Annotated in this window: 13 protein-coding genes; 1 reads left to right on the top strand and 12 read right to left on the bottom strand. The window is 55.6% G+C overall.

The annotated features are described in order from the left end of the window. Positions 1-14: 14 nt before the first annotated feature. The 11 genes from C7434_RS20400 to pilM form a co-directional block, all read right to left on the bottom strand. A complete protein-coding gene (locus C7434_RS20400) occupies positions 15-692 on the bottom strand; it encodes a phosphoglycolate phosphatase (protein WP_058701417.1) in 678 nt (225 codons plus the stop codon). Next, positions 676-1,359 carry a ribulose-phosphate 3-epimerase gene (gene rpe / locus C7434_RS20395; RefSeq protein WP_006120997.1) on the bottom strand — a complete coding sequence of 228 codons (684 nt, stop codon included), beginning with the start codon at positions 1,357-1,359 and terminating at the stop codon, positions 676-678. Before rpe ends, C7434_RS20400 begins: the two co-directional genes overlap by 17 nt. 66 nt (positions 1,360-1,425) lie before the next feature. After that, positions 1,426-2,238 (bottom strand): adenine-specific DNA-methyltransferase, encoded by an 813-nt coding sequence (dam, locus tag C7434_RS20390; RefSeq protein ID WP_133745868.1) that lies wholly within the window; start codon positions 2,236-2,238, stop codon positions 1,426-1,428. Between the two features lie 96 nt (positions 2,239-2,334). Then, positions 2,335-3,390, bottom strand: coding sequence for an SPOR domain-containing protein (locus tag C7434_RS20385; protein ID WP_054632976.1), 1,056 nt, complete (start codon positions 3,388-3,390; stop codon positions 2,335-2,337). A gap of 71 nt (positions 3,391-3,461) precedes the next feature. Then, on the bottom strand, positions 3,462-4,550 hold the full coding sequence (aroB, locus tag C7434_RS20380; protein WP_133745867.1) for a 3-dehydroquinate synthase: 1,089 nt from the start codon (positions 4,548-4,550) through the stop codon (positions 3,462-3,464). 38 nt (positions 4,551-4,588) lie between these two features. Beyond that, the gene (aroK, locus tag C7434_RS20375) at positions 4,589-5,110 is read right to left on the bottom strand and encodes a shikimate kinase AroK (protein WP_033741572.1); all 522 of its coding nucleotides are present in this window, start codon (positions 5,108-5,110) and stop codon (positions 4,589-4,591) included. Positions 5,111-5,473: 363 nt separating this feature from the next. Then, complete coding sequence (gene hofQ, locus C7434_RS20370; protein WP_133745866.1) at positions 5,474-6,745, bottom strand: DNA uptake porin HofQ; 1,272 nt, start codon at positions 6,743-6,745, stop codon at positions 5,474-5,476. Then, complete coding sequence (locus C7434_RS20365; protein ID WP_072209546.1) at positions 6,681-7,076, bottom strand: HofP DNA utilization family protein; 396 nt, start codon at positions 7,074-7,076, stop codon at positions 6,681-6,683. Before C7434_RS20365 ends, hofQ begins: the two co-directional genes overlap by 65 nt. Then, positions 7,063-7,551 carry a type II secretion system protein GspM gene (gspM, locus tag C7434_RS20360; RefSeq protein ID WP_133745865.1) on the bottom strand — a complete coding sequence of 163 codons (489 nt, stop codon included), beginning with the start codon at positions 7,549-7,551 and terminating at the stop codon, positions 7,063-7,065. The genes C7434_RS20365 and gspM overlap by 14 nt, the downstream gene beginning before the upstream one ends. Continuing rightward, entirely contained in the window at positions 7,544-8,086 is a 543-nt protein-coding gene (locus C7434_RS20355; protein WP_133745864.1) for a PilN domain-containing protein, read from the bottom strand. The genes gspM and C7434_RS20355 overlap by 8 nt, the downstream gene beginning before the upstream one ends. Continuing rightward, positions 8,086-8,892: a pilus assembly protein PilM gene (gene pilM / locus C7434_RS20350; RefSeq protein WP_166649070.1), complete on the bottom strand. Its 807-nt coding sequence runs from the start codon at positions 8,890-8,892 to the stop codon at positions 8,086-8,088. Before pilM ends, C7434_RS20355 begins: the two co-directional genes overlap by 1 nt. Before the next feature lie 116 nt (positions 8,893-9,008). Between pilM and mrcA the strand changes: the two genes are divergently transcribed. After that, complete coding sequence (mrcA, locus tag C7434_RS20345) at positions 9,009-11,561, top strand: peptidoglycan glycosyltransferase/peptidoglycan DD-transpeptidase MrcA (protein WP_039342670.1); 2,553 nt, start codon at positions 9,009-9,011, stop codon at positions 11,559-11,561. 62 nt (positions 11,562-11,623) lie between these two features. Here mrcA and nudE read toward each other — a convergent pair whose 3' ends face one another. Further along, on the bottom strand, positions 11,624-12,190 hold the full coding sequence (gene nudE, locus C7434_RS20340) for an ADP compounds hydrolase NudE (RefSeq protein ID WP_006121006.1): 567 nt from the start codon (positions 12,188-12,190) through the stop codon (positions 11,624-11,626). Positions 12,191-12,505 lie beyond the last annotated feature (315 nt).

Here is a 12,505-nt window from a genome sequence, read left to right as displayed (position 1 = left end):
TATGTCCTGATAAATTACAGCCCGATAGCGGGCAAAAGTTCGTCAAAAGAGTCAAGGGTCAGATCGGGCTGGCTGCTGGCAATAGGTTCACCATAGTTATAGCCAAACGTCATGCCGACATTGGGTACGCCGGCAGACTGCGCGGCCAGAATATCATTGCGTGAATCCCCGACAAACAGCAGTTGTGAGGGCAGCAGCCCCCATTTACCCAACACCAGAAAAATCGCGGCAGGATGCGGTTTTTTAACCACCACATCATCGCCACCAATAATCAACGAAAACGCCTGGTCGATTCCCAGCGATTGCAGCAGCGGCGCGACAAACGGCGTCGGCTTATTGGTCACAATCGCCATCGGCATGCCTGTGGCCTGTAACCGTGTCAGCGTCTCTTTGACCTGAGGAAACAGGGTACTGCCCGCCTCCACCGTGCTGGCATAATGTTTGTCAAACAGCACACGCGCATCACGCTGCTCGTCCGGGTGTGGCTCGCGCCCGAGTGCCCAGGTCAGCGCACGGCACATCATAACGTCGGCACCATTTCCAATCCACGTTGATACGCGCGCCACGCCAGCAGCAGGCAACGCCAGGTCTGTCAGCGTCAAATCGATCGCATCCGCCAGCCCCGGCGCGCTGTCGACCAGCGTACCATCCAGGTCAAAGGCCAGCCCACGAATATCAGTGAAATGAGCCATTCGCTTTCTCCAGCTCGTTCCGCATATCGTCGATCACTTTCTTGTAATCCGGATGGCCAAAGATGGCCGAACCGGCAACGAACATATCTGCACCCGCTGCCGCGATTTGCGCAATGTTATCAATCTTCACACCACCGTCGACTTCAAGGCGAATGCTGTAGCCGCTCTGATCAATCCGCTTACGCGCTTCACGAAGCTTGTCGAGCGTGCCGGGGATAAATGACTGACCACCAAAGCCGGGGTTCACCGACATCAGCAAAATGATGTCCAGTTTATCCATCACATAGTCGAGGTAGCTGAGCGGAGTGGCAGGATTAAAGACCAGGCCTGCTTTGCAACCGTGCTCTTTGATTAACTGCAGCGTGCGGTCAACGTGCTCGCTCGCTTCGGGGTGGAACGTGATGTAGGTCGCGCCAGCCTTGGCAAACTCGGGGATTAACGCGTCCACTGGCTTCACCATGAGATGCACATCGATCGGGGCTGTGATGCCATAGTCACGCAGCGCTTTCAACACCATCGGTCCCATTGTCAGATTCGGCACGTAGTGGTTGTCCATTACGTCGAAGTGAACCACGTCGCCTCCGGCCGCCAGTGCCTTCGCGGTGTCTTCACCCAGGCGAGCAAAGTCTGCCGAAAGGATGGAAGGGGCCAGCAAATATTGTTTCATCCGATTCTCCACTGTTGTGCGCCAGCATGATGGCTGGCGTAGTACCCTGGTCGCGGACGAAACAGACTAGCTATAGAGTGCCAGCAGTTCGTCGACCTTGGTGCGACCGGTTATGCTTCGGCTAATAGAACGCCGGACTTTGACCACATGTAACACGGCATCCTGATACCAGCAACGCGTCAGTTCCGTATCATGGTTAGAAATCAGGACCGGAATTTGACTCTCAGACGCCAGCTTTGCGGCCAGTTGCGCCAGATGCTGCTGCTCATGCAGGCTAAAATTGTTGGTGTGGTAAGCCGTGAAGTTAGCCGTTGCGGACAGCGGCGCGTACGGCGGATCACAATATACCACAGAGCCTTTTTGGGCATTGTTCAGGGTAACATCGTAGGATTCACAGACAAACGTCGCCTTTTGCGCCCGTTCGGCAAACCAGAGCAGCTCGGCTTCCGGGAAGTAAGGTTTACGATAGCGCCCAAACGGCACATTGAACTCACCACGCAGATTGTAGCGGCACAGGCCGTTGTAGCAGTGGCGATTCAGATAGAGGAACAGCAGCGCACGCTGATAAGCGTCATGACTGAGGTTAAACTCCGTGCGCAGTTGGTAATAACGGATTTCGCTGTTTGTTTCGCTGGTAAACAGTAAACGCGCATCGCGAATAAAATCCGCCGTGCGCGTTTTGACAATATTGTAGAGATTGATGAGATCGTTGTTGATGTCGGCCAGATGATAGCGATCAAAATCGGTGTTAAGAAACACGGAGCCCGCGCCAACGAAGGGTTCGATCAGGCAATCACCTTGCGGCAAATGACGGTGGATCTCTTCGACTAAGGGAAATTTTCCCCCCGCCCATTTCAAAAAAGCGCGATTTTTTTTCATGCTGTCGTGGTAATTACATCTTATTGTGAGGCTGTGGTTGAACCGACAGCAGATCTGCGCTTAAAACAGGGCCCGCATGGGCAGGCCCCACATCACTTATTGACTGGCTTCTTTCCTGACCTGACTGACCGGTTTCACCCAGGGATTCTGTGCACGTACCTCTGCAGGCAATGTCGCAACGGCACGCTTTGCGTCGGCCGGCGTGGCGTAAGAACCACTGACCAGCACATACCAGGGTTGACCATTGCGCGTGGTTTTATACACATGGTACGCACTCAGGTTTTGCTTCTTCGCCCAGGCATTCAGGCTTTCCGCTTTAGATGCGCCGCTCAACTGCAACGTGTAGTTGCCGCCCGGTACTGATTTGCTGGCCGTAGCGCTACTGCCCGCCGCTTTTGCCGGCGCGTTATTCACGGATGAGTGCGCTGGCGTTGTGTGGGTTTTATGCTCGCTGGCTGCGGGTTTAGACGCCGTTCTGGCAGGCTCACGCGTATGACGCGGCGTGACGGGTGCCTGCGCGGCGTTTTGACGACCTGGAGCGGGAAGACTCGCCGCTGCACCTGCTTTCCCACTCACCGTAGCGGGTGCGGTCGGCAGAGAACTGTTGCCTTCTGCACCCTGTGCGGCGCCATCCACCTGCTGTTGCTGGTTGGTCAATGCGCTGTTCAGGTCACCGGGTAATGTAATGCGTTGCTGATTAGCCGGGGTTTCAACCGGGGCTGCCTGCGTGGGTGTGGATGCAACCGGTGGCATGGAAATATCACGTGGCGCATTTGTCGCCCCCGCTGCCGGTTCCGCTCCTGCTGCATTCGGAGTGCCGGTGGAAGGCTGTGCTGTTCCCGTGGCGTTCTGACCGCCGCTCATGGCGGTGGAGCCGCTGAGATCAATATTTTTTCCGTTGCCCGATCCTGCGGCCCCGCTGGTGGCGGTGCCTTTGTCAGTAGAGGACGACGCGGATTTGCTGTCGTCAGCGCCGTTGAGCGCTGAGCCAATGCCCAGCACGAGCAGCAGCAACACAAGGATACCAACGCCCATCATGACGTGCTGGCGCGAGACCGGAGCTTTCGTCGCAGAGGACGATTTACGTGGGCGCGAGGGACGACGGTCACTGGCGTCAGGTTTTAACTCATCATCCGGTTTGAACTCATCCATTTTGCCTCCTCCGTAAAGCGGCCGTTCGCACTGCGCACCCGCGCGTCGCGTCACCACTTACCTGCTGAATATCAAGATTTCTGGCAGTCATTAATTGCCGCCATCACCATATCATGAGCCACGCCACCACGCACTTCAGCGCGGCCTATCGCCAAAGGCAGTATCAGACGTAATTCGCCCGCCAGCACTTTTTTATCGCGCATCATATGGGGCAAATAGTCTTCAGCCTGCATCTCAACCGGTCCGTGTACCGGCAAACCGGCGCGCTGCAGTAACGCGATAACGCGTTGGCAATCCTGTTCTCTGAACTGACCAAGACGTTGCGCGGTTCGCGCAGCCATCACCATACCAGCGGCAATCGCTTCACCATGCAACCAGTTGCCATAGCCCATATGCGCTTCAATGGCATGGCCAAAAGTATGACCCAGATTCAGTAATGCGCGCTGACCGTTTTCACGCTCATCCGCGGCGACAACCTCGGCTTTCAGCTCACAGCAACGACGGATGCACCAGGCCAGCGCGGCTTCATCCAGCGCCAGAAGGCGATCAAGATTTTGCTCAAGCCAGTGAAAGAATTCACCGTCCAGAATGATGCCGTATTTAATCACTTCAGCCAGACCGGACGCCAGCTCACGCGGAGGCAGTGACCGGAGACATTCCGTATCAATCACGACCGAAGCGGGCTGGTAAAACGCACCTATCATGTTTTTGCCAAGAGGATGGTTAACCGCCGTTTTTCCGCCAACCGACGAGTCAACCTGAGACAGCAGCGTGGTCGGCACCTGAATGAACCGCACACCACGTTGATAGCTTGCCGCAGCAAAACCGGTAAGATCGCCAATCACGCCCCCACCCAGCGCCACCAGCGTGGTATCGCGCCCGTGGGGCTTTTGCAGGAGGGCGGTAAAAACCTGATCCATCACCGCCAGCGTTTTGTGCTGCTCACCGTCGGGCAAAATCACCTGATCCGTCTTCACTCCCGCCGCCTTTAGCCGCGCCGTGACCTTATCCAGGTAAAGCGGTGCCAGCGTCTCGTTCGTGACCAGCATGGCATTATCACCCGCTTTTAACGGCCAAAAAGAAGCCGGATCATTAAACAGTCCGGCGGCGATAGTGATGGGGTAACTGCGTTCCCCCAATGAAACGGTGATCTTCTCCATGATGCTCGATACCTGTCAAAGAGCTTTCAAACGTTGGATCAACTTTTTTCCAACATGTGGATAATCTGATTCGCCACCACTTTTGCACTTTGATCGTCAGTGCGGATGGTAACATCGGCGATCTCTTCATACAGCGGGTTGCGTTCAGCGGCCAGCGCTTCAAGTACTTCACGCGGTGGCGACTCGACCTGCAGTAAGGGGCGTTTTTTGTCACGCTGCGTACGTGCCAGTTGTTTCTCAATAGTGGTTTCAAGATAAACCACGACGCCGCGGGCGGAGAGACGATTACGTGTTTCCCGGGATTTTACGGAGCCACCGCCGGTCGCCAGGACGATGCCCTGCTTCTCGGTCAGTTCATTGATGATTTTTTCTTCACGATCGCGGAAGCCAGCTTCGCCTTCAACGTCAAAAACCCAGCCCACATCCGCTCCGGTGCGTCGCTCAATTTCCTGATCGGAATCGAAGAACTCCATATTGAGTTGCTGAGCCAACTGACGGCCAATAGTGCTTTTGCCGGCACCCATCGGCCCAACCAGAAAGATATTGCGTTTCTCTGCCATTTTGTCGGTATTACTAAGAATTCGTTAATGATACCCCGCTTTCAGCATTTTACTGGCGGGACAGGAACTGAGACCTCATGAGCGTTAGCAAGAGTCAGACGAAAAATTATCTCAACACTCAAGGCTGTTTGGCAACCGATTATATTGCTTACAGCACATCCATTTCTGAATTGGCCTGTTGTTCGCGAAACTGTAAGGCGTCAGTAAAGCGTTGTGACATGACTGCGTACAGAGGAATTCGCTCATCTGCTTGCCGGGTTCTTCCAACTCAGACGCTTACAACGTGTTAAAAATCGCTAAACCTTGTAAGCTAATTCCTGTCCTGCGTCAACGCAGTTAAACTTTAAGGGCACATTTTCCGTTTTATCGTGCCGTAAGCGCTGCTTCCCTGACCAATCGCGGCGTCATGAAGATCACCAGCTCGCGTTTTTTATGTTCTTCAGCCTGCTGACGGAATAATCCCCCCACGACAGGCAGACGGCCAAGTAACGGCACCTGCGTTTGTCCCTGAGTGCGCTGCTGATGGAAAATACCGCCCAGGGCCAGTGTTTGCCCGTCGTTAACCGTCACCTGCGTTTCCATTTCCTGCTTATCAATCGACAGCACCTGCGAGGCGCTGGTCTGAACCACGCGCCCCGGCACGTTCTGGCTGATACGTATTTTCAACTGAATGCGGCCATTGCCTAAAACGGTGGGCGTGACTTCCATGCCCAGCACCGCTTCTTTGAATTCGATACTGGTTGCGCCGCTGTTACCGGCTGAGACTTCATAAGGGATTTCGGTGCCCTGTTTAATCGACGCGGTTTGCTGATGCGACGTAAAAAGCCGTGGGCTGGCGATGATTTCAACCTGGTTTTCCTGCTCCAGCGCACTGAGCTCCAGATCCAGCACTCTGCCGCCTGTCCGCGACAACGTGACGCCCAGCGAAACAGCGGGCGAGCTCAACCCCAGGGGAATAGCCAGAAGCGGGTGATGTAAAGCCCGGCTGAGGCTTTCACTATCCTCAGACAGTCGCCAGTTGACGCCCAGCTCATGCAGATTCTCTTCACTAATCGTCACGATATGGGCCGCCAGCTCAACCTGCTCCAGCGGCACATCCAGCGCCTGAATCCAGCGCTCCGTGTCTTGCAGCGCCGGTTCAATGTCGCGTAGCAACAGGCTGTTGGTGCGCGTGTCCACAGAGGCGCTCCCGCGCGATGTCATAAGCGACTGGCGTTCCCCTTGCAGGCTGCGGTGCACCTCACTGGCACTGGCATAGAGCAGGTTGATCCTGCGCTGCATTAAAGGACGCTGCTGACGTGCTTCCGCCTGTTGTACCTTTTCTGCTTCGCGCCGCTGCTGCTGCCAACGCTCGGGATAAACCAGCAGAACGTTATCTTCTTCCAGCACAGTCAGTTGCGCCATCCGCGCGACCAGCGACAGCGCCTGTTGCCAGGAGACGTTGTCCAGCCGCAGTGACAGCGTTCCGTTAACCTCAGGGGAGATCATCAGGTTGATCTGCTGGTAATCAGCCAGCGCCTGTAAAATGCGCTCAATCGGCGCATCATCAAACGCGAGGCTCAGGCCCTCATCAGGGCTGGCGTGAGCGGGGATCTGGCAAAACAGCAGGAGGGTCAGAATCGCTATCCTTATCATGCAGGCGTCCTTTGAGATGAAACGTGAAACGTTGGGCCGGGCAACTGCCCGGAATAAATAGCTGAAGCGAACGGGAAGTAAACCGGAGGGTTTGCCAGGGGAACAACGGAAAAGGCTGGTCGCTCAGGACGTGAACAGATTTGCCCTGTGGCGTCAGTAGCCAGCCCTGAAACCGGGGAGCACGACCAATGATGCCCTGCAAACGCCATTCGCTGAGGGGTTCAACCTCCGCCAGGCAGGCCGCGCCAGGAAGGGGACGAAACGGATCGCGTGCCTGCGCAACGCCAGCGCCACAGCTGAGTAACAGCAGAACAACACTAATGGGTTTCATCAGCGTCCAGCCAGAGTTGCGCCACCAGATAGTCAGAATGAGCGGTTAACTGAAAGCGATCAGGAAACGCCGTTGCAGACGTTGAAAGCGCAGAAAACAACGGCGGAAACTGGGCCCATTGCAGATGGAAAGTGAGGGCTCGAGGCTGTTCATCGGGCAGCCACTGCTCAAGCGCTGCACCCCGCTCTGCGATGATCGCCTCCAGCGTCGATGACGCGGCTGACTTTTCCATCTGAATCTGCTGAAGTTGTGCCTGTAAAACAGCAAGGGCGGGATAGTGAGCCAACTGTCGCTGCAGCTGTTGCAGGTCCGCCTGCTGCTGCACGCATTGATGCCTGGCATCAGCCAACACCCGTTTTTGCGGCTGTAGCACGGTCCACCAGGCCACACACAGCAGGCAGACCGCGCCCGCCAACAGGCTGCCATAACGCAGCGGTGGAGCTAACCGCATCCAGTGCCTGGTAAGGCTACTCACTAGTCGCCTCCTTAAGGCGAATATGCAAGACGAAGCGATACTCCCCTTCAGGCTGGCGTTGCACATTGCCTTGTTTGATCTGTGAAAACAGCGCCACATCGCTTAAGCGCTGACGAAAGGCGCGAATCTCCTGCATATGCTGCGCTTTGCCCTCCAGTTGTAACGACGTTTCCCGTTTATCCAGTCGCGTTAACCACAGCCCGTCAGGCAGCAAAGCAGGCAACGCAAGCCAGAGTTGCTGCCAGACGTGAAACTGCCTGCTCTGCTGGTGCAGCCAGTGGCGGCGCTGCTGCGCCTCATCCAGTTGTTTCAGCAGTCGCTGTTGCTGCACCACCTGCTGTTCAGCGGCCTTAAGGGCATGACTGAGGCCGACATGCTGACGCTGAACCCGTCTGAGCGCCTTATGATCCCGCCAGCACTGTCCTGCCACCAGCAGCACGATCAGTCCTGACGTGACAGCCAGCATACGTAAGCTCTGACGCCGTTGACGCTGCCAGCGCCAGTGCCGCCAGGGAAGAAGGTTTACAGCGACCATCAGCAATCCTCTTTCCGCAACGCCAGCCCGGCGGCCAGGACGAAGGCCCCTGGATGCGCGGGCAAAGGTGGCTGCTGATAGCGAAATGTTTGCAGGGGAGAGAACGGCACCGTGCCAGCCGGCGGCAATGCGTTATCGGCATCACAATAATAAAACGACGTCGCGTGGGGAAAAGCCTGCTCACGTAGCGCGTCAAAATCGCCCTCTCCGGCAAAAAGTGCGGCGTTGACGCCATCGCTCCACAGGTAACGTGCATCCTGGCGTAAAACCACTACACTTCCCGCAGCCAGTTGCGCCTGTTCTGCGACGATGTTGAGTGCGTTCGTCGCCAGTTCAAACACAGAGCATTTAAGGCCGGCCTGCTCCAATGGTGTCCGCCACTGCGTAACGACATCCCGCCGTGCAGCCGTGACGCTTAGCCGTTCCAGGTTGGTATCGACACGGTAATCCAGGGCCAGTTCACTGGGGTCCACCGGGAAAAGACGCTGAGCGGATGCCCGGACAAAGCGGCCCAGTGCGGGTTCTTTTAAGGGCGGATTAGGCAGAGAAAGCGGTTGCTGTAGTGCCAGGTGCGCGGGAAGACAGACCCGTAACGTATAGCGCCGTGGTAACACCTTACGCCACTGGCTTAATACAGACAGCAATGCAGGGGAAGATTGCAGCACACCGTTTCTTAACGTATCTTGCGGCAGCCGTTGCTGCCACCAGTGGCATAATTGCCAACCCCGGCGACGACGCAGGATGGCAAGGGCACAGCACTGCCGGTTCTGAATATCCAGTCCAATTTGCCAGGTGTGAAAAGCCATGCGCGCGATCTCCTTATCGTCCGGAAAAATGGACATATCAAAGCGTCTGGCTTGCCTTTATACTACTGCGCGGTTGCTTATAAACTGCCCAAACGACAACAGATGGGAAATCTCAGGTGAAGTTCGTAAAGTATTTATTAATCCTTGCAGTGTGTTGCATCTTGCTGGGAGCTGGCTCGATTTATGGTTTGTACAAATATATAGAGCCCCAGTTACCCGACGTTAACACACTGAAAGATGTGCGTTTGCAAACCCCTATGCAGGTTTACAGCGCCGACGGCGATCTTATCGCCCAGTATGGTGAAATGCGCCGTATTCCGCTTAGCCTGCAGCAGGTTCCACCTGACATGGTCCATGCGTTTATTGCGACGGAAGACAGCCGCTTCTATGAGCATCACGGTGTGGATCCCATCGGGATTTTCCGTGCCGCCAGCGTTGCGCTGGTTTCAGGCCATGCGTCCCAGGGGGCCAGTACCATCACACAGCAACTGGCGCGTAACTTTTTCCTCAGTCCGGAACGCTCCCTGATGCGTAAGGTAAAGGAAGCCTTTCTGGCGATTCGCATTGAGCAGTTGCTGAATAAAGACGAAATTCTTGAGCTTTACCTGAATAAAATCTATCTCGGCTACCGGGCTTATGGCGTTGGCGCAGCCTCGCAGGTGTATTTTGGCAAACCCGTTGGCGAGCTGTCGTTGAGTGAAATGGCGACCATCGCCGGGCTGCCGAAAGCCCCGTCAACCTTTAACCCGCTGTATTCCCACAGTCGTGCTGTCGCCCGGCGCAATGTGGTGCTGGCTCGTATGCTGGACCAGAAATACATCACCCAGCAGCAATATGATGAAGCACGTAATGCGCCGCTGGTCGCCAGCTATCATGGCCCGAAAATCGTCTTCTCCGCGCCCTATCTGACCGAGATGGTGCGCCAGGAAATGGTGAAACGCTATGGCGATAATGCGTATACCGATGGTTACAAGGTTTACACCACCGTGACGCGCCGTCTGCAGGAATCCGCGCAGGAAGCCGTGCAGAACAACGTCATCGCCTACGATATGCGTCACGGCTATCGTGGCCCTACCAGCGTGCTGTGGAAAGTCGGCGAGCCAGCCTGGGGGCAAACGCAGATTGTTAAAGCATTAAAAAATCTGCCTCTGTACGGGCCGCTTCATCCGGCCGTCGTAACGCATGTCCAGAGTGACGAAGCCACCGTCATGATGAAGGATGGCAGCAATGTGTCATTGACGATGGCGGGCGTGCGCTGGGCGCGTGCCTTTAAATCGGACACAGTACAGGGCCCGACACCCAAAAGCATTGCACAGGTGCTTCAGCCGGGCCAGCAGATCTGGGTACGCCAGGTCGGCGATACATGGTGGCTGGGCCAGGTACCGGATGTGAACTCGGCCCTGGTTTCACTGGACCCTAATAACGGTGCGGTTCGCGCACTGGTCGGGGGCTTTGACTTCAACCAGAGCATGTTTAACCGCGCGACTCAGGCGCTGCGCCAGGTGGGTTCAAACATCAAGCCGTTCCTGTATACCGCGGCGATGGATCGCGGGTTAACGCTGGCCTCCATTCTGAACGACGTACCGATTTCTCGCTGGGATGCCGGTGCCGGTGCGGACTGGCGTCCAAAGAACTCTCCGCCCACTTACGATGGTCCGATTCGTCTGCGTCAGGGGCTGGGGCAGTCTAAAAACGTTGTCATGGTTCGTGCCATGCGTGCAATGGGCGTGGATTACGCCGCAGAGTATCTCCAGCGTTTTGGCTTCCCGGCACAGAATATTGTGCATACCGAATCGCTGGCCCTGGGTGCCGCGTCGTTCACACCGCTGCAGGTCGTGCGGGGCTATTCGGTCATGGCTAACGGCGGCTTCCTGATCGATCCTTACTTCATCAGTAAGATCGAAAATGAACAGGGACAGACCGTTTTCGAAGAGAAACCCAGAATTGCCTGTCCGCAGTGCAACTTACCGGTGATCTACGGTGAAACCAAAAAAGCGCTGGCGCTGAATGCGGAAAGCGTTGAGAACGTTGCCCCGTCCGCCCCACAGCAAAATCAAGCCGTGCCGCAGCCTGAGCTGGAGCAAGTGCCCGCCCAGCCTCAGCAGGGTGGCGAGCAGCAGTATGCGCCGCACGTGATTAACACACCGCTGTCCTTCCTGATCAAAAGCGCACTGAACAGTAATATTTTTGGTGAGCCAGGCTGGATGGGCACCGGCTGGCGTGCCGGACGCGACCTGAAACGTAATGATATCGGCGGGAAAACAGGGACGACTAACAGCTCCAAAGATGCCTGGTTCTCGGGTTACGGCCCGGGCGTGGTGACCTCGGTGTGGATCGGCTTCGATGATGCGCGTCGCGATCTGGGTCGCAGTACGCTTTCTGGTGCCATTCCCGATCAGATTTCGGGCTATGAAGGCGGGGCGAAGAGTGCACAGCCTGCATGGGATGACTTTATGAAGGTGGCCCTTGAAGGTGTTCCTGTTCAGCCGTTAACGCCGCCTGAGGGCATTGTTACCGTGACCATTGACCGCAGTACGGGCAAGCTGGCCAATGGCGGAGGAAACACACGTCAGGAGTACTTTATCAACGGAACACAGCCAACCGAATATTCGGTTCATGATGCAGGCACGACCATCATGGACAATGGCGAAAGTCACGAACTGTTCTGATAAACGTGAGAGGCGGCCTGGCCGCCTCTCCGCTTTATACCGCCCGGAAATCTGGTGCTCAATCAGTAATGCAGACGGCCCTGCTTCACCAGCCACTCACGCACCATAAACAACGCACTGACGTTGCGCGCTTCGCGGAAATCAGGCTCCTGCAGTAACGCCAGCATGTTGCTTAACGGCCAACGGTGGACCACCAGCGGCTCAGGCTCATCCCCTTCCAGCTTCTCCTGGTAAAGCCCTTCTGCAACCACGATGTTCATCTTGCTGGAAAAATAGGACGGTGCCATCGTCAGTTTACCCAGCAAAGTCAACTGGCCAGCCCCGAATCCCGCTTCCTCTTTCAGTTCACGGTCGGCCGCCTGATTGACCGTTTCACCCGGATCGATTAAGCCTTTTGGAAAGCCCAGTTCATAGCTTTCCAGGCCCACGGCATACTCTTCGATCAGAATCAGATGATCATCAATGATGGGCACAATCATGACTGCCTCGCGTTCCGACGGTTTCATGCGTTCATAAATGCGCCGGGCGCCATTGCTGAAGGCCAGGTCGACCGCTTCGACAGTAAACAACCGTGAACGTGCTACGGTTTCTACATTGAGGATGTCAGGTTTTTTTAACGACTTTTTCATATCAGCCTCAAACTTGCTGCGCCAGCACTCCGTAGCGAATTAGCATACCTAACCGTGGAGCATTGTGCGACTCAATGACGTCATCCGGTTACGCAGCCCACGTTTTCTCTATGCAATAACGGCTCTATTTCGGGCACAAAAAATTTGCGTTAGTCAATATCTGCCTTCAAAATTCAGACAATGCCGATACAATACTATGTGCATGATAGTTACTATTCTGGCACTGTGTGCTGTAATAACGCCTAATCAAATGATTTACAGTACAATTTTGTTTGTTGTTAAACTTGTCAGAGTTGTTTAACCTCCCATCAATCG

The sequence above is a fragment of the Pantoea sp. PNA 14-12 genome (genome assembly GCF_004364735.1).
GTDB classification, from domain to species: domain Bacteria; phylum Pseudomonadota; class Gammaproteobacteria; order Enterobacterales; family Enterobacteriaceae; genus Pantoea; species Pantoea stewartii.
Note: the sequence above shows the minus strand (reverse complement) of the source record. Positions and strands in the feature narration are given on the sequence as shown.